Source organism: Devosia sp. RR2S18 (genome assembly GCF_030177755.1).
GTDB lineage: Bacteria > Pseudomonadota > Alphaproteobacteria > Rhizobiales > Devosiaceae > Devosia > Devosia rhizosphaerae.
On record NZ_CP126539.1, the window covers coordinates 2,603,878 to 2,624,915 of the forward strand.

Below are 21,038 nucleotides of genomic sequence, written 5' to 3' on the forward strand. Positions count from 1 at the left end.
CGAATGGATGCGGAGACTGGTGGCACGGCGGTAACAGGTGGTGCGACATCGCACACGGATCAAGAACGAAGTCCATTCCATCCATCACACCCATCTGATCCCGAAGTGCCCACACGCTGATTTATTCAAAGGTCGCGGTCGCTCCTGGTTACTGCTGCAGTCGCTACCAAATGACGAGCGGCAAGCTATCGAGAGACACCTTCGTGAGCTTGGTTGGCTTGCTGACGACTTGGCGGTCCTTGACCGGGAGATTGCAGGGACCACCGTTGATGATCAGGCGATCAAACGCTTACACACTATTACCGGCACAAACTTGGTGGTGGCGGCCGGACTGGGGGCGGCAATCGGCGACATCGCTCTTGCTTCGAGAGTCCGCAAAAGCTGGTGAGCTATTTGGGCTCAATCCACGCGCAATCGGGCCTTGGTGCCGCCCACCATGGCCGGATTAGCAAGGCCGGACGCAGTCATGCCCGGGCGATGCTGGTGGAGGCCACCTAGGCGGCCGCGAAAGCACCAGGTCCGCTGCACGCGTTCTTCGTCCGCATCCGGTCCAGGCGAAGCCACCAGGTGGTGGCTGCCGTTGCGGTAGCAACGAAGCTGGCGGTGCTCGTCTGGCACATGCGGACCAAAGGCGAGGAATATCACTGGGCGCGCCCCAGTGGTTGCCCACAAGGTCCGAAGCCTCGTACCAAAGCGAGGTGCCTTTGGCGGCTGCGGCCGCCAAGACTCGATTAACTGTTCATAGCATTTCTGAGCCCGCTTTGCGATCTGCATCTCCCTGATCGCCGAGTTCCTTCAGCTGCTAGGCGTAGCTGGGACTCGGCGATTACCCTTCTGCTGTGACCTGTTTCGTATGTAATACGAGCCTTTGCTTGTCAGGCGACATGGAAAACAACTTTGCTGTCATACCCGTGGGCGTCTACACGCACAGGTGGGACAAAGTGGAACGTGCAAGCCGCCCGCCCCAGGTTTCCACCGCCGTTTTCAGAGCTTAAGGAGCTTGCCAACCGCCACGCTTGCACGCGAGAATAGTCGCTCCTCGCGCCCCATGCAGGCGTTCTCTTTACCAGCTTTGGTCAACACTGCCCGTCCGAAGCGAAGAACAATCAGGGCGAATCGCGCGTGAAGCATTCGAATAAGCGGCTATACCTATGGCTTTGCGCCTCTGGCGTTGTGCTCGCTATCCTTGGAGGATGGGTCGTCACACAAGAAGGAGCCGCGCACACCCACAATGGCGGTACGGCGCTCAAGACCATGAGCATGCGCTCCGAGCACGATGCAACAGGCCTTGGTGTCATTACGCGCTTTGAATTGCTTGCCACCTGTGAGATAGCGTTGCGATCGCGAAATTCCTTCGAGCTTAGGCTGATGCCGCAGTTCTCCTACGGCGAATTGCTGGAGCGGTGCCGCACAATTGCCGAGTCAATCGCCCAAGCTTCACCCAATTTCTCTCTGGCCCTCGCGGTTGCCGCGGACGCCGCCGGCCGGCAGCAGGACTGGCACAGCATGAACCGGTTCCTAGTGGCATCACAAAAGAGCGGTCCCAATGAACAGGTAATAGGCCGCTACCGCTTCCGGGTAGCCGAAGAAAACCTCACTCAGCTTACGCCTGCAGCCAAGCACAGTTATGAATCAGACCTCCGCCTGCAGGTCGTCAGCAAGAAGAGTACACCGTACATTGCCCGCCGATATGCAAGCGACGAAGCCTTCCGGGAACGGGTCGCTGCAGTTCTTTCCGAGATGGACCATGCCGATATACAGCGGTTCATCCGAACCTTGCGAAGTATGCTGCCCCGGGCACCTCAATGACGGAGCAGATGTCGGATATCGTCATTCATGCGACGCGAACAAGGTCGCCAAGCCATGATGGCAGGCTCGATAGAAGGCGCGCCAATACTGTGGCGCTCTGGGCCTGCCTCATACTTGTAGCACTCGCTCCTATACCCCTCGGGAGCGTGCGGCCACTAGCTTGGGGCGTCTGGTGTACCTACCTGGGCACGCTGCTGGCAGCATATAGTTTGCTCATGCATAGCAGCGGAGCGAATCTCCGGGTGCCTCTGCGCGAAATTGGACTCCCTGGGGTGCTATTCGCCCTCATGCTTTTGTGGCTCCTTGTGCAAGTACTGCCGCTTGGAAGAGTTGTGGGTGACTTTCCGATTGAGGGGATTTCCGGGCTTGTCTCCCTTGCGCCAACCATCAGCATTGACCCGGCGGCTACAATTCTCATGTTTGTTCGCCATGCCAGCTACGGCGTGCTCTTCTTCCTTGTTTTACAAGCGGTCGCTAACCCCGGCCGGCGGGAGACAGCTATTGCTGTGGTCCTCATCTCGTGCTTGGCTTACGCATTGCTCGGCATTGTCGCCCTCCAGACCGGCGATTGGATTCTAGGCGTGGACAAATGGGCCCATCACGGTTCTGCCACAGGTCCTTTTGTCAACCGCAACAGCTTTGCAACTTATCTGGCATTTGGCTGTGTGATCGCGTCCGCTCAGCTTTCGCAGCACCTGTCAGCGCGATTTGGCCGTCAACTCGAGGACGACGGAGCTATTCCCTACAATTTGAGCTCGATCCTGCTCTACGCCCTCGCCATGCTCTTTCTGCTTGCGGTTATCGTCGCTTCCCAGTCTAGAATGGGGCTTACTGCCGCCGCTATCGGGGCGACCGTTGTGTTTACCGCCATGGCACTGCGCTCCCTTCAGACTCTACCGGCGGTCGCCGCCGGAATCGCATTGCTTCTGGCGATCGGTATGGCCGCTATTGCTCTCTTCGGTGAAGGCATCTTCGACCGCTTCCAGACCGTAGAGTCATCTGCCGAAGTGAGATTCCAGCTCTACTACCAGGTGCTGCAGCTGATCCGGCTGCGCCCCTGGAGCGGTTTTGGGGGTGGCGCTTTCGAACTGGCGTTCCCACTGGTTCACCAATTTCCGGTCAGTGTCGACTTCAATTGGAACAGGGCACATAACAGCTATCTCTCCCTCTGGAGCGAACTCGGCCTGGTCGCCGGCAGCCTGCCCCTTGCCGTCATAGCGCTGATCGGCTGGCGCAGTGCAACCGCACCGAGAACCTGCGAGGCTGACTGGCGCTCCCGCTCTATCGCGATCGGGGCAATAGCGGTGGCTGCAGTGCACTCTCTGTTCGACTTCAGTCTGGAAATTCAGGCGAACGCAGTCCTTTTTGTTTTCCTTCTGGCGCTTGGTTTCCCTGCGCGCTCAAGGGCACAGTCGTAATGAGCATCTTCGACGGACTGTTTCGTTCAAGAAGCGCTACTTACTTTCGTAGCCATCTGCGCCTACAGCAATGGCCGGCAGCAGTTTACGCCATCGGCGATGTTCATGGCTGCCTGGACGCGTTCTTGCAGATGGAACAGTTAATCTCCGTGGACGCAGTGCCGTTTGCTGGACACAAGCTGATCGTGCTCCTCGGTGATTACGTGGATCGCGGTCCGCGCTCTGCCGACGTTCTCTCCCGCCTGATTGCTCCCCCACCGCCCGGTTTCACCCGTGTTGCTCTGGCCGGAAACCACGAGGAGATGATGTTGAACGCGCATGCGGGGAACGATGTCCGAGCCTGGTTGGACCTCGGTGGAAACGAAACCTTAAAGTCCTATGGAATCGATGATGAAGCGTTTGCGGTGGCCCCCCGGCGTATGCAGAAGCAACTTCTTGATGCACATATTCCCGCTGAGCATCTAAGCTTTCTCCATAATCTCCCGCTCACTCTCAGGATAGACCAAACAGTTTTGGTTCACGCCGGAATAAGGCGGAATATCCCGTTGGACCAGCAGTCCTCTGGCGATTTACTGTGGATCCGTCACGAGTTCCTAGAGACGGAAGCGATAGACGGCCTCACGGTAATTCATGGTCACTCCCCAAGTGAGAAGGTAGAGATAACCCCGGGGCGCATCGGCGTAGACACGGGCGCCTTTGCGACCGGCCGCCTTTCGGCGGTGCGATTGGTGCCCGGATTGGAACCCGTAATCTTGACTACAAGTTCCTGATTGTCTTTGAGGTAAAGCGCGGCGCAGTAGACTGCAGCGGGCGTTGTTTCGTTATAGTACCTATTTAGTGTCACCACGTGCCGGCGGGAAAAAATATGGATGAGACCGAGATCGACCTCCGCAACATATTTGGCCTACTGCGCCGACAGCTAAGGCTAATCATAGTCACAATTCTTCTCGTTGTCGCTGTAGCAGCGCTCGTGACATTATCGCTTACCCCGATCTATTCGTCGTCAGCGCTGGTTCTTGTGGACCCTGGTCGCAAGGATCTCCTCGCCCCTGACGTCCAGGCGTTTGTTGGCGGCAGCGACAGCGCCAAGGTTGATAGTGAGGTGGAGATCCTACGCTCCAACAGCGTGCTCCTGCGCGTTGTCGAAGCGGAGCGACTGGTGCAAGAACTTGTTCAGAATTGGAGCCCATCTCTGCGCCAACGACTGCTTGAATTTCTGCGCCTTGACAGTGCCGAGCCTCTCTCCGCGGGTGAAGCCGTTACCGCCGCGCTTCAAACCCTTCGAGAAGCTCTCACCGTCCAGCGCGTCGGGCTGACCTACGTGGTTTCGGTTCAGGCGCGCTCACCGGATCCGGAGCGCGCAGCGGAACTCGCCAATGCAGTCGCGCAAGCCTACGTCGATGAGCAGCTCCGCTCCAAGATCGATAACGTCTTGTCCGCACGCCAGATCATGCAGGAGCAAGTGGCGGACGCTCGACAAAACATTGTAGCTTCTGAGGGCGCCTTCGACCTCTATATTGAAAGCAATATGGCTCGTATCGTCGCTGATACCGGACGCACTGACCTCGCGCGAATGCAGGCGGAGATTGGCCAGCTTAGTGAAGCGCGCACGCAGTCGGCGGTACGGGCGGACAGCCTCGAAGCGAGCCTAGCGGAAGACAATTTTGCCGGTATAGTGCAGAATCTGCAAAATCAAGCAGCCATAGAACTCGGGCAGCGTCGGCAACGCCTTTCCCAACAGATCACCACCGCCTCACCGGCAGTAGCTTTGGATCTGGAGGCTGAACTAGCCAGCATCGATGAACAGATTCGCGCCGCCGCCGTCAACGAAGTGAACGCTCTCGAAGCTCAAGTTGCCCAAAATCAGGAAGAGGAACAGCAAACACGTCAGCAACTGCGCAGCGCGATTGCTTCGAGCGGCCTCTCGGCCGACATTCTCACCGAGCTGTTTGATCTGCAGCAAGGCGCCGACCTGTCCCGTCAACAGTATCAACGATTGCTAAGCCTGGAGCGGGACTTAGCAACTCGTGCCAGCCTGCAGGTCGCCGACAGCCGCATCGTGTCCCCTGCCCTGCCAAGCGCCCGGCCGGTTTTCCCAAACCCTGCTCTTATTCTGGCGTCGGCCGGACTTGCCGCATTTGGACTAGGTGTGCTTCTCGCCTTCGTCTATGAGAACCTGATCGGCGGTTTCACCCGTGCAGAACAAGCAGAAGCAGTGCTGAAGGCAAGAATGCCATCAGCAATTCCTCGGCAGAAGGGCACCGCCGCCGAGATATCTGCAATGATAGTCCACGCTCCGATGTCAGCTTTCGCGGAAGCCGTGCGCCGCCTCCGCGCCGCGATAGACCAGTGGCGTCCTCCTATGAACGCGTCTTCTACGGCCAAACAGTCGCAGGTCATCATGGTCACCTCCACCGAACCTAACGAGGGCAAAACCACAACGGCAGTGTCCTTGGCCCGCTCCTATGCGACGGGCGGCAGACGAGTACTGTTGATCGATGCAGATCTACGCAAGCCGGGAATTCATCGTCAGGTAGGGGTCGATCCTTCGATGGGGCTTCTCGAGTATCTCAGTGCCGCGCCGGAAGATGCCCCGGAGATCGCAGCCGTTATCACGAGTGACCCCCTCTCCAACGCCACTTTGCTGCTCGGCTCCAACCGAAGCGGTGTTCCAACTGACGATCTGGTATCATTGCCAGCTTTCGAGCGCTTGATAGAAGACTCCAAGAGAACCTTCGACATCATCGTTGTCGATACGCCGCCCGTCGGCCCGGTGGTCGACGCCCTCTATATAGCGCCTTTGGCCAATACGGTGGTTTTCGTTACTAAATGGGCTAGTACAGCTCAGCGGGACGCCAAGTCAGCACTAGACAGCATTAGAGTATCTGCTCCCGATGCTCAGGCTCTCGTAGTGTTGAACCAGGTTAGTGAATCCCGTTTAGCCTACCGGCGGAAATATGGGGGGTATTATGCGCAGGTTTGAGAGAAACTCAAACTGGGAACCGCATCGGGTGAGACTCAAGCAGGGCGTTGAAGAAATCAGTCGGGTTCGCAGTTGAAGCCTGAGTGATCGGCCTTGTGGATGAAGAAGTGGCCAACGAGGCGACCCGCAGTGCCGATCATGACCCAGCCGCGGCCGCAGGCTGGGTCGTTGTCGTCGTAGCCCTGCCATGAAAACTCAGAACAGGCGGCGCCGTCACGGGCGCCGTAGCGAACGTCGAGGAAGCCTTTGAGCGCGCCGAAGGCGATTTCGCCGTCCGCCGGGCCTCAAAAGTGAGGTGCGCTGGTTCGACGAGATCGAGGACATTGTTGTCCCAGACATCCATTTCGACGATGCGCCAGCGGCCGGCGAAGGCCTTCGCAAAGGCAGGCACCTTTGCCATCATCGGATCTCCGCAATCAGCTTTGGCAACCGCACCAGATTGTAGGCAGCGGCAGCGAAGGTGAAGGCCCAGCCAACCCGTTCGAACTCCTTGAACCTGGTCTTGCGCTGTCCGGCCACCCGCCTCAGGGCTTTGACGTGATCGTCGAGATCGAAAAGCGATGTGGGTCAGTGATGCCTTGTTTGAGCGATATTGTGAAACAAACATCAAACGCGCAAGGGTTTGCTGGCGTCCAATCCGGCGGACATGCGCCGTCAGCACTGCGGGGCCAAACCCTTGGAACTGAACGCCGTTTAGGTTGGTAGCACGTTCCGTGTAGCTTGTATGCCACAGTCAGGCGCCTGAGCCACCACCAAATTCCTGCCTAAAGGTCATAGCAATAATTTTAATGTCGAGCCAAAGGCTGAAGTTCTGAACATAGAAAAGATCGCAGTCTATTCGACGCCTAGCTAACGAGCTATCAACCGTAGGTCCGCGAAGACCCCTAGCCTGTGCTAGCCCGGTGAGACCGGGACGCACTAGCAAGCGTCGATCATAATATGGCACAAGTTCGCGATATGAGATGCCCCCAGCGAGCATATCGCTGACATGCGGGCGCGGCCCCACCAGTGACATCTCTCCCCTAAGCACGTTGAGAAGCTGAGGCAATTCATCGATGCTCGTCCGGCGAAGGAAGCTGCCCAACGGCGTCACCCGAGGATCGCCCTCAATGGTCTGGCGCACTCCGCTCGGATCGCAAAGTTCCGCGCTCATGGTGCGGAACTTAAGAGCGCAAAAAGGCTCATTATCTCTTCCTTCGCGCCGCTGCACGAAGATAATCGGGCCACGACTTTCGAATAGAATGGCTGCCGCGACCAGTATCAGGAAAGGCGCGAGCAAGACCAACGCAGCAGCCGCCCCCACTATGTCGAAAGCTCGCTTGACCCGCCCCTGCCATCCGAAGAAAGCGCTTGATACCTCGATATCTGAGGGAGATTCAAGCCAGAATTGCTCCGTCGAACCGGGCGAGGCCAAGTTATCATTGAGAGCCGCTAAGTCGCCGCTTCTGAAGCCATCCGCTACCAAGGCAATCGAGCCTTGGCGGAGTTCTGCTTCGCTGAAAGATTCGGCGCTACTCACCAGACTACTCCTCACCAACCGCCTTCGCCAAAGGCTAACTGTTCATTAAGACCACAACTCACCCGATAGCCAAGACCAACAGCACATTCATGGTCAACATACTTAGTGACGAATGGCCAGTGGGAGCAGGCCATTCCTAGGTTATCACTTTCAGAATAGCTCTCAGGGGCTAGCAGGAGGAGCCAAAACCACGGGCCCCGCACCACCTCCTGGCGCAGTTCCCGCGCCGATACCCGAAAATGCGGGAACCGCCCCGACGAACGCGGTGTCGGGAAAGAGCTGCTCGAAGAGCGCATCGATCACATCGCCGCAGCCCAACTCGCGAGCTATATCGCGCAATTTCTGAAAGAGCGCCAGCGCTTCGGCTTCAGTAATCGATCCAGCAGCGACCAGTTCGGCCACATAGGCTGAATATTCCTGTAAAGCCGGTTCGAGATATTCGACTGCGCAGCAGTTCGAGATATCTTCAAGCGGCTGCACCAGCGGCTCTTCAAGGTCCAGGTCTATGACCTCGCAATTGGTGAACAGTGCCCTGCCACGCTCCACTGCATCTTCAAGCGTCTGCGCGTTCACACCAGCTATTGACGACAAGCCCAACAGCCCCGCAACAAAGAAAGTCTTAAGCACTTTACGCATGGTGTCCTCGCATCCTTTGCCGCACGATCAGTGGTAAAACCTCTACGCCACGCAGTCAATTCCAAATTTACGAAGCTTTAAGCATTTACCGGCCGACTGCCATGCAACGGGATCAAACCAGCTTGGTTGCGCCAAATCATCATGCAGTAAGCAAATAAAAAGGGGCGCTGCGGCACCCCTTCTCATCAGTCACCAATGCATTGCTCTTATCCGGCAACCCAGCGCGTCGGGTTCGGAGAGGACATGGTGCGAATGCGATATCCCGATGCGGCCAAAGACTTAATCGAATTGGTAAGGTTATCCAGCACGTAATCTCCCTTGGTGGTCTTGACCACCAGAACGGCATGGGCCTGACCGCCTCTTGTATGGGTATAGGCAATGCGGAGGGCTCCGGAGGGGAGGCCCTGGCGGATCAGCTGCGCCCGCTTGGTCAGGACATAATCTTCACAATCCCCATATTGAGGATTGACCTGCCAGCTGTCACGCACATCATTGCGCGGCTTGATGGTAGCGTTGACGTGAATATTAACCTGCTGCAGCACAGCCAAGACATCCTGGGTCATCCTGACCTGACCGGCCTCGCCGGATCCGCCAGTGCACTGGTTGCGGTTCTTGGCGCAGAAGACCTGCATGGCAAAGGGTGTGAGCGCGGCGATGTGCATGTCGGTGCGCATGGGTAAACCTACATTGCTCGGCGCGTAGGCCACAGCTGTTCCGGTGGAGGTTATGACCAGGGCGAGAGCGCAGCCGGTCAGCACAGAAGCAAACTTGGTGTTCATCGAAGCCATCCCTCATAAGTTGATGGCTTGAGAATGCAGCCGGGGGTTTGCCGTTTGGTGCGCAATTTCGCTAAAACTTTATTCAAATGGATCGGTGATGAGGGCTGACGTCGTATTCTCTTCGTGCTTAATCTCGATCAGGAGAGTTATTCACGCGAGACCGAGCCGATGCTCAGCAATATCCAATATCGGCTCGGGCAGCGATGTCACCATTCGGGAGCTCGCGGAAACCGTGGCGAGCATCGCAAGCTACAAAGGCCGGATCGGTCTGACATCAGCAAGCCCGATGGTACGCCGCGCAAGCTGATGGATGTGAGACGTCACGCCCACTGGGCTGGTGGGCCGGCATCGGTTGAGCGAGGCATTGCAGAAACTTACCAGTGGTTCCTCAAGCAGAACGCATCCGCCCTCCGATCAGCCTGGTACAAACGCGCGAAAACTCATCTTTGGATAGGTCAACACAGCCCATGATCACTCCTGTTCTCCTCTCTGGCGGATCCGGTACCCGGTTGTGGCCTCTGTCGCGCAAGTCTTATCCAAAGCAGTTCGTGCCCCTCGTGGGTGATGAGAGCCTTTTCCAAGCTTCAGCGCGCCGGCTCTCCGGAGAAGGATATGGATTGCCGCTGGTGCTTACCAATGCCGATTTCCGCTTCATCGTGGCTGAGCAGTTGCAGAAGGTGGACATCGATCCGGGCGCCATATTGATTGAGCCGGAAGGCCGCAATACCGCACCGGCGATCCTCGCTGCAGCACTCTGGCTCGAGCGCAGCGATTCCGAAGCGCTGATGCTGATCGCACCCTCAGACCACGTTGTGCCTGATCCTGTAGCTTTCCGAGCGGCGGTTCAGATCGCGCGGCCAGCTGCGGAGCATGGTAAGATTGTCACTTTCGGCATTACCCCTGGCTATGCCGAGACGGGCTATGGCTATCTCGAACTCGCGGAGGAGCCCGGTGAAGTCTCCGCGCCAATCGATCTCCTGCGTTTCATCGAAAAGCCAACGCCCGAACGCGCACAGGAGATGATTGCATCCGGTACCTGTCTCTGGAACGCCGGCATCTTCCTAGTTTCGGCGGCAACGATGATCAAGTCGTTCCGCCAGTACGCCCCTGCCCTAATGGACCCTGTCGAGGCTGCACTTGCCGATGCCAAGCCCGACCTCGGCTTCCTGAGGCTTGATCCAGCTGCCTGGAGCCGAGCCGAGGACATCTCCATCGATTACGCAGTCATGGAAAAGAGCGACGACCTCGCCGTGGTTCCTTTCTCGGGCGGCTGGTCTGACCTAGGCGGCTGGGACGCAGTGCTGAGAGCCTCCGGACCAGATGAGAACGGGGTTGCCCTCTCCGGCAATGCCACGGCTATCGAATGTGCCGATACGCTGCTGCGCTCCGAAGACGACCGGATCGAGATCGTCGGCATTGGCCTCAACAACATCGTCGCCATTGCCACACCTGACGCCGTTCTCGTCGCTGATGCGTCTCGCAGCCAAGACGTGAAGCTGGCGGTCTCGGTACTCAAGGCTAAAGGCGCCCGCCAGGCCGAAGCCTCTCCGCGCGACCACCGGCCTTGGGGCTGGTATGAGACCTTGGCGCTCTCGAGCCGTTTCCAGGTCAAGCGCATCGTCGTGTTGCCGGGAGGGGTCTTGAGCCTCCAGTCTCACCACCACCGGTCAGAGCACTGGATTGTGGTCGAAGGGACAGCCCGGGTCAAGGTTGGCGATGAGGTCAAGCTCGTAACTGAGAACCAGTCCGTCTACGTTCCTCTTGGAGTCAGGCACAGATTAGAAAATCCGGGCAAGCTGCCAATGACGCTGATCGAGGTGCAGACCGGGCCCTATCTCGGTGAAGACGACATCATACGCTACGAGGACGCCTACGCCCGTCAATAACCAGTTGAAGCCATCGGACAAGCAGATACTAACCTTCGGAGACGCCCCGCCGCATGCGGACAATTGGTACCACAATCACCCGAAAAGGCCTCTATCGCCGGAGAATGTCCTCTGTGGATGGCTCCCGCATTGCAAGAGGTAATTCGAGGTTCTGGCCTATCGGTCGGGTGCAGTCTTCTGTCCCGCCGGTTGTTACAGCCATTGGTGACTGCTGGCCCTGATGGGGTCGGCGAACGGGGTCCCAATCTGATAAGCAGGCTCTAACGCCTCGGACATTTGACGGGTTGTCCCTTTTCCCGGCTTAACCGGTGTTGCCGTCACATCGCGTCGCTCTCACAACTTCATGAACAGATCGCTCGTCTCGATCTGTTGTTTTTCTCTGTTTCACATGGCCAGGCTTGGCGTGTGGCGAGCTTGATAGGTGCCGCCGCAAGCCATGATCGCCCAGACGATCCGTGCCATCTTGTTCGCCATTGCTACGCTCGCCACACTCACCGGTTTCCTAGCAAACAAAGCGAGGAGGCGCGGATCCGCCGTCTCAGGTTTATGCGGCGCCCGGCAGATCAAAGATGTCGCCCCGATCACAAGAAGCTTCCTCAGATATAGGTTGCCCATCTTCGTGATTCGCTCGAGCCGGTCCTTACCACCGCTGGAGTTCTGGGATGGGGTGAGCCCCAGCCAGGCAGCAAATTCTCGACCCGAGCGGAACTGTCCCGGATCGGCAACCGAAGCCGCCAATGCTCTCGCCCCGACTGGGTCTACGCCGGGTATTCTTGATAGCCGCCGCGCTACGTCATGCGTTCTTTGCCAAGCAAGGATTGAACGATCAATGGCTAGAGCCGAACATGAGTATCGAGCACTTGCTCGGAAGGGAGCCCCAGGATCTGCATTGCCAACGCCGGCACCTCAAGCGTTGCCTCCCTTGCGGCGATCTGGCTCGCCAAGCCGAGCGCCCGCTCCACACCTTCAGGGAGATCGATGCCAATCTCGGCTTGGAGCCCGCGGTTCATGTTGACCACTGGGTACGCTGCTTGACCAGCAGGTTACGAGCGAGGTGAAGCGATGGGGCGGCCTGCTGCTCGGCTGACTTCATGGCAACGAAGCGCATGGTAGGACGCGTCACCGCTTCGCAGATCGCCTCTGCATCCACCGCATCATTCTTGCCGCGCTTCACATAAGGCTTCACGTAGGCTGGGGCATCAAGCGCACATCATGGCCAAGAGCTGTCAGCTCTCGAGCCCAATAGTGCGAAGTTCCGCATGCCTCTATCCCAATCAGGCAGCAGCAATTTTGCAAAGAATGGTAGAACTTGGGATCGCCGCAGCGCCTTGCGCACGACGACACTACCCGACGCGTCAACGGCATGAACCTGGAAAATGCGCTTGACCAGATCAAGGCCTTTGGTGGTAATCTGCATGGCGGATGACTCCCTAGCTTGGGTTGCCTGACAGCAAGTCCATTGTGGCACTGAGATGCCGGAAGCGGGAGCCATCCACCTCATCTGATAACGGCAATTTGTCGTGCATGTGCGCCGAGGCGAAACGGCTTCGGGCTCCGCGAGGTACTAGGTGATTTTCGAGCATATCCCTGTATAGAGGCGGTAGTTCAACAGCTTGGTTTATCGGACATTCCCCGGCAAAGAGGCCTTGTCCGAGAGCGTGCAATATCGGACCGGCATCTGGTTAGCGAAAGCATTCGGCAAAAGATCAGGGCAAGGTGTCGGAGCGCATCGAAGCGGAAGAAATCTCTCTTCGGGTACCTGCGCATGAGCTCAGCGGCCACGCGGCTGCTGAGGTCCTTGTCCGGCGCCGCCAAAGGCGAGCCGGCGCAGCAATCAGCCGAGCGCGGCCAAGGCGCCAATGATAGACCAGATCAGCCAGCCAACGCCGACAAACAGTGCCCATGAAAGCAGAGCCATCGCGACAATGATCGGCAACCTGTGTCGGCGGAGCCAGTCCAGCCCTTGTTCCGGGTAACCCCAGCGCCGCAGAACTTCGTAAAGGCGTTCCAGCAATCGGCGCTCCTCCACCATTCGTGCGCGCACCCAAGATGATTCTTCGCTCCAACGCCACCTCGAACCCCGTGAGATGACAAACACCGACTTAAAATTGAGACTAAAATTGCGTTGATCTCAGAAGCGAGCGCGGAGGCGGCTGGCAGGCGGTTGACCAACTGCTCTTTGATGTGCAACTATTCCCCCGAGCCTGGCGCAAGCCTGGAACGCCCACGTGATCGCCACATGCGATCCGGTTCCCGCAATCTGCGAGAGGCTCGATCATGTCCGTATTGGCGTTTCCAAGCTCTCTCGTTCAAACGAGGAGAGCTTGATGAGTAGAGCTCAAACGACGTCTATCTGGCAGCGGCTTGGGACGGCTGGGATGTTGGTGTTTCTCGCACCGTTGCTGATCATCGTCGGCGCTGTTCATGCCCTAAGCAATCGCAGCCATGGCGGCCGCTAGTCGTTCAAGCTTCCGCAGTTGCGAGGTCGGCACAGGCACATTGTCCAACAATGACCCCGCTTAACCAAGTCGATACCACGCCTGCAGGACGGTTTTTGCTGGGGCTGGCGGGGACGTGAAGCTTCCCACACTCAGGCCTGCGGCAATCGCAGCTTCCGGGCAAAGACGCAGATCTGGAGTTCTATCCCATAGCAGAACACTCCCCGGAAAAATTCGTCGCCATGGGCTCGGCACACGCCTTGAACACCCACGAGATCGCCAGCGGACGATCACGGCCGGTTACTTTGTATCGAGATCAGCATGATGACCGCCCTTGGCTCACGGAACCTTCGGGATCAAATCTGGATCGCCGCCATGTGGGTTTTTCTTGCACCACTCATCGTTTTCCTTGGATTGTTGGACATCCTGACCGAGGGCCGCAGTCGAAACTGGCCCCTTAGCGGCAACGAGCACGAGGGCGGACAGCAGCGGGGTCGAGGCAGCCAGGATGGCTGAACGTTTCCCGAGCGGCGCCGTCGCCTGTGCCAGCCATTGCGGTTCTCTTGGCGACAGACACTAGAACAGCCGTGCAATGAGGTAGAATGCGACCCCGGCAGCGATGACTGCGGCCCAGCTTGCAGCTGCGAGGCCCAGGATTATCCATCCACGGGGGAGGCTACGCGCGCGTCTTCGATCGCACGTTTTCGCGTGCTTACCGGTGGAAACTGCCCTTCAATGCTCCGCAACAGCATTGTCGCGCTGGGTCGACGAGTTGTTCGGACGCTCTCTGATTTGGCCGGTCGATGTCTACACCGAAAGGCTTAGCTCACGGGCAAGTGCGTCAAACCAATTCCCGGTTACCAAGCGGCTGGCTCTGTTGTCCTAGCCGAGCAGGACTAGCTCTGTTGAGCAACTTGTCAGCATCAGGCCACCAGTCCAACCTCGATTGGCAGCTCGCGGGGTTAATGCCGGAAACATGACTGTCTCCCGAGCTGCTTTTCATCCAGGGGAACCCGCGCTCGGAAATGGCTATCCCCCCTGACCTGACTGCTGCCGTAGCCCGCTGGCGGCTGGACCAAAGCCCCGTTCCGACCAATAGCGAGGCGATTTGCACGCTTATCCGGGGCGGCTTCGAAGCTGATGGTCAGCATCTGTCAGCAGGCAAGCCGTACCACGATGGTGAGGTCGACGCACTTGCCAGGGCATTGCTTAACGCGGCAGCAAGGGGATCAAGGAACCTCGCCCCTGCGTCGCGCGCCCACCGGTTCGGGCGCATTCAGTGGCTCAAGACCAGCAGCAGGGATCCCATCAGGTAGACAACGGTTGAGACCGTAAGAGAGATACAGGCGAAAAGGAGACTGTATTTCTGCCGCCAGTCAACGACAGCCCGTTGCCAGATCTGGTTGTCATAACGCACGCTCACCATCGCAGGGATGATCGCCCAAAGGGTCGCTATGATCAGCAGCACGCTTGGAGCAAGGTCGGCTCTGCCGCCCACCAGATTGCTCCAGGACTGTGGCAGCAGCCACGCAGTCACATAGATGCTGAACCCGACCAACGGCAGGGCCGAGACTAGTGCAATCCTCGAAATGATCCACGTGCTCTTCAACGCTCCCTGCCCCCAGGATCAAGGAAAGCATGACCATGTTCCGCCTGCAAGCAGACAGCCTGCGGCACGGCCACAAGGTTTCGGCGGCAGGATCAATTTGCAACGCCTTGAAGATATGGATAGCAATCCCAAGGTCAGCACCGTTGTGCAGATGGTCCCGTTTCCTGGGGCTCGGTTCCCGTGGATTTCCCGGTTGTCCTCTCGCTCGCGCAGACGCAACTCTTGAGCGACTTTCATGTAAAGTGACGGTGCGGAATTGCTCTTCCAATCGCAGGTAACCAGGCCGCCCGCTCACTAGCCTGGCGAGTGCATGAACAGGCGCAATATGACGAGGCTCGCCCCGCCAACGACGCCCCAACTGGCACTCGCAAGTCCAAGGATAATCCATCCTCTGGGAAGACTCCCCTTTCCGGGTTTTGCAACAGCAATGTTCATCGAAAACAGTCCCCCTTTGACCGGCATGGTAAGCTGAGGGCAGGTTAAGAAAGGCTTAAACGCTGACCCCCAGCCATGCCGATGCCGCTCACATCCGGAGTCCGAAGAGCCGTTTTCTTCCGCCTCGCTCCATAGCACGCGGTTCAGCCAGAAGATGCGCCCGGTCCAGCATGTTCACCGCAGTCAGGTGAGCACGCGTGCGAAATTGTTAACCTCGGTCGGTGGAGAAAACGGCCGCTGCCCGGCATTGGCCGTTGCGGCGCTGCGCAGGATCAGTCCCCCGCACCTCTACAGCGCCCTCGACCACACCGCAGTCATTGTCGACTACGCAATCGTCGGTTGGGACTTGTCTTCTTCGCTGCTTTCATCCGCCAGCGGTTCCGACATCGGGTTTGTGACACCAGTCTCGGTCCGGTATCCGCTTTCATTGATCAGACAACCTTCCATAACCGGATCATCAACGAGGGCCATCCTGAGCAAGGGAAACGCTGGAACCGCCGACGGAGAAGGCGTCCGTGAGTTAAAGAACAGACAATTTCATCGTATAGTCTCCACTTCGTATGATATGAGAGGAGGCGTGATGAAGGTTATACCGGGCGACTCGATACACAACTTGCTTTGGCGCAGCGCAGACTTCCAGAGAACCGTGCCGGAATGGCAGTGACGAGGCTCTCTGGAGTGAGTACTACCAAGATGACCTTTGTAGTCTGTAAGAGACTGCAGAGGGTGTTTTAGCCCTCAGAGAGATCTCTTGTGCGAAGGCTGCGCAGAGCCGCGAATGTTTGAGCAGCGTTGAACTGATGTTCTCGCCTGCTCTCTCGGCTTGGCGCTGAGAGCAATCGGGCGTACCCGCATTGCCGCTGCACATCACCACCGGCACCTATTCTGCTTGTTGTTTCGAGGACCTGCGAGCTGCACGCCTTCAGGGCGCTGCTGTTAAGCCTACCCGAAAAGGTAATCGGCTCCGACCGGGTCGATGAGGCAGCAAACGCCGCAACCGAGCTGCCTCCGCGCTATCCACTGCATCCCGGGGCCAGCGCCGGCATTGCTGACGATTGCGGCCGACATTTCTGCCCATCGACGCTCGCAAGGCAAACCTGCGATCACCGTGCATTCTGACTTTGCGACTTCCCTTCGCTCCAAAAAGAAAGGCCCCGGCGGGTAACCGGGGCGAAGTGGCCTTTGGAGGTCACAGGTGCAAACCTGTAGGCGTTCAACAGATCGTGCCCGGCTTCGTTCCCTTGGAGCCGATCACGTTTTTAAAGGCGAGCGTTCCCTTTGACTGCGGGCTTCCCGCTCGGCGTGAAGCACCTGTTGGCAAATGCACCCGCACAGCGTGTCTTTCCATCAACACCCATGCGGCGTCAGGAGGAGATGGCTTGGTCAGCATCTTGGCTTTCGGGCACACCCCGCCAGCCAGTTCGCGGAGTTGTCCCCGCTGACATCGGAGCACCCGCGCCTGTGGCCGCAGGTCTAGCCCCCCGCCGCCCACATCCCGGCCGGTGGCTCTCCCCCGGATACTGAAGTTCGCCTGGCGTCCGGCCCCGTGATCGCGGATCACAAAGAGAAGCTGCAAGTGCATGGATAGAGATCCACACACCATGGGTAAACTGGAGCACCTTTCCGGGTCAATCAGTTCCCCTTGCCCTTGCCGTTGCCACCGCTCTTGCCGTCATCACCGCCATTGCCGCTCCCGCCATCGCGGTCGCCAGACTGGCCAGGAGCATTGCCGGTGTTTCCGGGAGAGCTTCCGCCGTGACCGGGGGCGTTGCCGCTATTGCCCGGAGAACCTCCGCCATGGCCGGGGGCGTTGCCGCTATTGCCCGGAGAACCTCCGCCGTGGCCAGGGGGGTCGCCGCTGTTGCCAGGGGGGTCGCCGCTGTTGCCAGGAGAACCTCCGCCGTGGCCGGGGGCGCTATCGCTATTGCCCGGAGAACTTCCACCGTGACCAGGGGCGTTGCCGCTATTTCCCGGAGAACCACCATCATGATCGCCGGATGCGTTGACGTAAGAGAACCCCGCTGCGACATGCCCCGGGGCACTGCCGCCGACCCGGGTCGGCGGCAGTGCCACCTCGGGGTTCGGGGGCCGAGGCGTGCCAGGCGAGACGGGCACAATATCGGCGCTGGTGATGGGCTGTTCACTGGAGGAAACCTCCTCACCGGCGCCCAGACTGATGGTGCTCTCGTGGCGCTCGTCATTCACCTCGACATTGCCGCGCGTGACCGCCACCCTGGACTGCACCTCATTGGACTGCACCACGAAGGCGGTACCCTTGACCACGGCAGCTAGAAACGGGGTCTGCACCGCGAAATGCTGTACGTTCCGGGCCTCGGCATCCACCCCGACTGTACCGGCATGATTGTAGACCGTCGTAAAGCCGCCTACATCGGCGATCTGAGCCGTGGTGTCGGGTCCCAGTTCCACCGTCTCGAGGTTGCGCACGAAGGTAGCTCGGCCGTTGGGCGCGCTTTTGATCACCCGGTCGTCCGAAACCACACTGCCCCGAACCAGCTGCTCCCATTGTCCATAGGTCAGCACGAATACGCCGCCGCGCAGCCGAGTTACGATCCAGTCATCGGCGAGCGCCGGGCTTGTGGTCAGCGCCAGGATGGCCAAGGCCGTCAGTATCCTGCCTTGCATCGCGCAATGTCCTCCAGATCGGCTTCCCGATTTTGAAAAGGACTATGGCGCCGCCAAGATTACCATGACCCTAAACCGCGGCGTTGCCTTTGAGCCATCGTTGCGTGGCCGGCACGGAAGTAAGAGCCTGGCCCCCAGCGATGCTGCCGCCGATGTCGAGCGTACCACACGCCCCATGCAGCGTGGGCTTGGCCGGAGAGCTCTGCCGTACCGGGGCCATCCAATGCACTCCAGCCCCTGCCCCGCGACACGCCCTTGTGGTGAGAGAGGATTGGGTCGCCGGTTCGCCGCGGTGTCCGGCAAGGGGCGTTATCGAACATTCCCCGGCTAACCGGCCGTTGTTCGAGGGGCGGTATCGCTCATTTGCCCGCTACGCGGCCGTTGTCCGCGGCTGGACGTCATCGCAGTTTTTGCCACTGGCACCTGACCGGCACGCCTCGCCCAAGCCTCTCAAAAACACAGCAAACCTGCCCCCTCGCGCCGGAGGCAAGCGCCCGGCGCGAGACAGCATCCAGGGCCGAACCCGCTTTTCGAGGCGCCGCGACGCCTGCTTTGGACGTGGTGACGGGAATGGCGCCATGACAAGCGGGCGGAACCATGCAGCGGCATTGGACCCTTGGCAACCCACAAGGCGGCGGTTGCGCATCTCTCGAAGCGCTCGCCAGCAATCTCGAGCTGGACAAAAAGCCAGTGCACGCGATCTGCGCCCATGCCACCCACCAGGCCGCAACCAGGGGCCTGCGGAGACGGCAAGCCGGATTGGCCCGCATGTTTGCGCGCCCTTCGATGTAAGATCATTGTGAAGCGCACCAGGGGCGAGCCCCCCGCCACCGCCGGAAGAACCTGCAGTTCGCGACCAAGCGAGAGTGCGTGAGCCCACTGCCCCGCTCGGAAAAACGTTGCCGCCGAGTGCCAGAATTTCCGGCAGGTTCGACCAACCAGAACGGCTGCAATGGCTTGGCGGTGCGATCGCGCCGGCCTGAAGTCGTCATCGAACTTGACGCCTATTTCACACCGCGCGCTTCTAATCGCCCAGGACCCCGGCCTCGCCGTGAAGCAGCTCTTAGGGAAGTGCAGATAACCCCGGAGCTGCTCGCACCGAGGTTGTGCGCTGATCGGGCAGATGGACGAGCGGCTATTGGATTGCCTATTGGCTCACTTCTTCCGACCGTCAATGCCCTCATCCCATTCCGGCCAGGACGGCATGTCTGGCCATTCAGGGCTGGCAGGACGAGTGGGTCCGCCGAGACCGGGGTGATGGGGGCTGCCCGGATGGTTGGGACCACCTGGCTTGCCTGGTCCTTGGGGGTAATGCGGTCCTTCCGGGGCTGGATCGATGGGTCCGTTCCCGCCATCATCTTCGCCATCATTGTCCCCGAAGCTGGAGGTTCGGACCGTGCCAGCGCCGCAGCCATCCTCGATCCACCTTGCCATGCGCTGCTGCATGCCGCGACTGGCGCTCTCCTGCAAGGCCTGCAGCGCCTCCATGATGTGCTCGCAACGCGTCCTGTCGAGGCTCCGCGACATATCGTAAAGACGGCGCGAGAGCCTATCGGCGTCCGCCCGCCCCCGATCGGCGTAGTCCATGGCAGACGAGCTGCAATTGGCGGCACCGTAGGACAGGCATCGTGCGACCACGCCATCCATTGCCGGCCGGAACATCTGTCCTTGCACCGGTGCGACGATGATCGCCATCGCCACTCCTGCTCCTATTACGATCTTTCTCATCTCGATCCTCCTTGCTGACGGATGAGGCGCGATACTCCGCGCCACGCACCGGCGATCGCAATGTGCCAAACGTCATGTGCAGCAATGCGTCCTGCATTTGGCAAGGACATCGATGGGACTTGCTCAATTTCCAACCTGGTCCATAGCTTGCCGTGGTGGTCCAGCGAACGACCGGCATCGCCCCAGCCCATCCATCACCTGCCGCCATGATGCCATACAGCGGGACGGGTCCGCGGCCGCCGCTCTAGGAATGGGGTGTCTCGAGGGAGAAACGAGCTCCACGACACGAACCGCCCCGGAATGGTCCGAGGGATATCAACAGGAGAAGCATCATGAACAAGATCATCGCCACCGCCGTCGCCGCCGTCCTGCTCGCCACCGGTGCAGCACAGGCTCAGAACGTGTCCATCGTCGAGCAGTACGGCTACAAGAACGGTCAGCTGACCGTTCAGACCGGCGAGAACTTCAGCTACACCGGCCAGGACGGTCGCTGGAACGAGTCGCGCACCGGGCAGAAGGGCGAGAACGAGGCCGCCACGATTCAGGACGGCGACGGCAATTTCTCGTTGACTGACCAGTACGGCCGCAACTCGGCCCAGACAAAGCAGTTCGGCGACGACCACTGGTCCGAGACCTACCAGCACGGTGCCGGCAACACCTCCCTCACCATCCAGAAGTAGTTCTGGAAAATAGGTGGGAGGGCCGGCGAGGGAGGGCATCCCTTCGCCGGCCTTCTTCATGTCAATAGACCTTCCCCCAGGGGGATGTGTCTCCTCCAAGGGAGATCGGAATGAAACTCAACTCCAAACTCGCCATCGCAGCCGCCATGCTAATCAGCACGCCGGTCATGGCGCAGAACGTCTCGGTCACCAGCCAGAAGGGCACGCACAACTCTGCCGTTACGGTGCAGCTTGAAAGCGGCTGGTCGTCGACCTTCCAGCGCGGAATGAGAACTCCGCCAGCACCGTGCAGACGGGCAAACAGGTCACCTCATCGATCGTGCAGATCGGCGACGGCCACGAGCGGGTCCACGTACAGATGCAGGACTACTCCGCCATGGGCAGCGTGCAGGTAGACGCCTTGCACTCAGGCATGACCAGGGACGGCTCCAGTGGCGGCACCGGCGGGGTGCATCTGCACTTCGGGCTCAAGTAG

At 59.2% G+C, this 21,038-nt stretch carries 16 protein-coding genes and 5 pseudogenes; 11 read left to right on the forward strand and 10 right to left on the reverse strand.

The genetic code is table 11. The features are described 5' to 3' along the window. Nucleotide 1: 1 nt before the first annotated feature. From QOV41_RS19895 to QOV41_RS12810, 6 genes and pseudogenes are all read left to right on the forward strand, one after another. Nucleotides 2-700, forward strand: a pseudogene (locus QOV41_RS19895) (transposase); the annotation flags it as partial. Between the two features lie 554 nt (nt 701-1,254). Further along, nucleotides 1,255-1,809: a hypothetical protein gene (locus QOV41_RS12795; protein WP_284577068.1), complete on the forward strand. Its 555-nt coding sequence runs from the start codon at nt 1,255-1,257 to the stop codon at nt 1,807-1,809. A gap of 89 nt (nt 1,810-1,898) precedes the next feature. Further along, nucleotides 1,899-3,227 carry an O-antigen ligase family protein gene (locus QOV41_RS12800; protein ID WP_284577069.1) on the forward strand — a complete coding sequence of 443 codons (1,329 nt, stop codon included), beginning with the start codon at nt 1,899-1,901 and terminating at the stop codon, nt 3,225-3,227. Next, nucleotides 3,227-3,997: a metallophosphoesterase family protein gene (locus tag QOV41_RS12805; RefSeq protein WP_284577070.1), complete on the forward strand. Its 771-nt coding sequence runs from the start codon at nt 3,227-3,229 to the stop codon at nt 3,995-3,997. Before QOV41_RS12800 ends, QOV41_RS12805 begins: the two co-directional genes overlap by 1 nt. 95 nt (nt 3,998-4,092) lie before the next feature. Next, nucleotides 4,093-4,362, forward strand: a pseudogene (locus QOV41_RS19770) (Wzz/FepE/Etk N-terminal domain-containing protein); the annotation flags it as partial. A gap of 24 nt (nt 4,363-4,386) precedes the next feature. Continuing rightward, on the forward strand, nt 4,387-6,210 hold the full coding sequence (locus tag QOV41_RS12810) for a GumC family protein (protein WP_284577071.1): 1,824 nt from the start codon (nt 4,387-4,389) through the stop codon (nt 6,208-6,210). Nucleotides 6,211-6,266: 56 nt separating this feature from the next. Here QOV41_RS12810 and QOV41_RS12815 read toward each other — a convergent pair. From QOV41_RS12815 to QOV41_RS12835, 5 genes and pseudogenes are all read right to left on the reverse strand, one after another. Next, nucleotides 6,267-6,610 (reverse strand): annotated as a pseudogene (locus QOV41_RS12815) (hypothetical protein). Then, nucleotides 6,610-6,738, reverse strand: a pseudogene (locus QOV41_RS12820) (IS5/IS1182 family transposase); the annotation flags it as partial. The pseudogenes QOV41_RS12820 and QOV41_RS12815, both read right to left, overlap by 1 nt. Nucleotides 6,739-6,943: 205 nt before the next feature. Continuing rightward, the gene (locus QOV41_RS12825; protein WP_284577072.1) at nt 6,944-7,729 is read right to left on the reverse strand and encodes a sugar transferase; all 786 of its coding nucleotides are present in this window, start codon (nt 7,727-7,729) and stop codon (nt 6,944-6,946) included. A 162-nt stretch (nt 7,730-7,891) separates the two neighbouring features. Further along, nucleotides 7,892-8,365, reverse strand: coding sequence for a hypothetical protein (locus QOV41_RS12830; RefSeq protein ID WP_284577073.1), 474 nt, complete (start codon nt 8,363-8,365; stop codon nt 7,892-7,894). Between the two features lie 206 nt (nt 8,366-8,571). Then, complete coding sequence (locus QOV41_RS12835) at nt 8,572-9,144, reverse strand: transglutaminase-like cysteine peptidase (protein ID WP_284577074.1); 573 nt, start codon at nt 9,142-9,144, stop codon at nt 8,572-8,574. Nucleotides 9,145-9,611: 467 nt separating this feature from the next. Between QOV41_RS12835 and QOV41_RS12840 the strand changes: the two genes are divergently transcribed. Then, nucleotides 9,612-11,030 carry a mannose-1-phosphate guanylyltransferase/mannose-6-phosphate isomerase gene (locus QOV41_RS12840; protein ID WP_284577075.1) on the forward strand — a complete coding sequence of 473 codons (1,419 nt, stop codon included), beginning with the start codon at nt 9,612-9,614 and terminating at the stop codon, nt 11,028-11,030. A gap of 384 nt (nt 11,031-11,414) precedes the next feature. Here the strand turns inward: QOV41_RS12840 and QOV41_RS12845 are convergent. Together QOV41_RS12845 and QOV41_RS12850 are read right to left on the reverse strand one after the other, a co-directional pair. Then, a pseudogene (locus tag QOV41_RS12845) lies at nt 11,415-12,447 on the reverse strand (IS110 family RNA-guided transposase). A 417-nt stretch (nt 12,448-12,864) separates the two neighbouring features. Continuing rightward, nucleotides 12,865-13,044, reverse strand: coding sequence for a hypothetical protein (locus QOV41_RS12850; protein ID WP_284577077.1), 180 nt, complete (start codon nt 13,042-13,044; stop codon nt 12,865-12,867). Nucleotides 13,045-13,357: 313 nt separating this feature from the next. Here QOV41_RS12850 and QOV41_RS12855 point away from each other — a divergent pair, with 313 nt between their 5' ends. Beyond that, nucleotides 13,358-13,489, forward strand: a complete 132-nt coding sequence (locus QOV41_RS12855; protein WP_284577078.1) for a hypothetical protein — start codon at nt 13,358-13,360, stop codon at nt 13,487-13,489. A gap of 300 nt (nt 13,490-13,789) precedes the next feature. Continuing rightward, nucleotides 13,790-13,984 carry a hypothetical protein gene (locus QOV41_RS12860; protein WP_284577079.1) on the forward strand — a complete coding sequence of 65 codons (195 nt, stop codon included), beginning with the start codon at nt 13,790-13,792 and terminating at the stop codon, nt 13,982-13,984. A gap of 760 nt (nt 13,985-14,744) precedes the next feature. Here the strand turns inward: QOV41_RS12860 and QOV41_RS12865 are convergent. The 3 genes from QOV41_RS12865 to QOV41_RS12875 all read right to left on the reverse strand — a co-directional run bounded on the left by QOV41_RS12865 (nt 14,745) and on the right by QOV41_RS12875 (nt 19,883). Then, nucleotides 14,745-15,077 carry a hypothetical protein gene (locus QOV41_RS12865; RefSeq protein WP_284577081.1) on the reverse strand — a complete coding sequence of 111 codons (333 nt, stop codon included), beginning with the start codon at nt 15,075-15,077 and terminating at the stop codon, nt 14,745-14,747. Between the two features lie 2,067 nt (nt 15,078-17,144). Beyond that, a complete protein-coding gene (locus QOV41_RS12870) occupies nt 17,145-18,155 on the reverse strand; it encodes a FecR domain-containing protein (protein ID WP_284577083.1) in 1,011 nt (336 codons plus the stop codon). A 1,155-nt stretch (nt 18,156-19,310) separates the two neighbouring features. Then, the gene (locus QOV41_RS12875) at nt 19,311-19,883 is read right to left on the reverse strand and encodes a hypothetical protein (RefSeq protein ID WP_284577084.1); all 573 of its coding nucleotides are present in this window, start codon (nt 19,881-19,883) and stop codon (nt 19,311-19,313) included. Nucleotides 19,884-20,215: 332 nt separating this feature from the next. Between QOV41_RS12875 and QOV41_RS12880 the strand changes: the two genes are divergently transcribed. Together QOV41_RS12880 and QOV41_RS12885 are read left to right on the forward strand one after the other, a co-directional pair. Next, nucleotides 20,216-20,563, forward strand: coding sequence for a hypothetical protein (locus QOV41_RS12880; RefSeq protein WP_284577086.1), 348 nt, complete (start codon nt 20,216-20,218; stop codon nt 20,561-20,563). Between the two features lie 286 nt (nt 20,564-20,849). Further along, nucleotides 20,850-21,038: a hypothetical protein gene (locus tag QOV41_RS12885; RefSeq protein WP_284577088.1), complete on the forward strand. Its 189-nt coding sequence runs from the start codon at nt 20,850-20,852 to the stop codon at nt 21,036-21,038.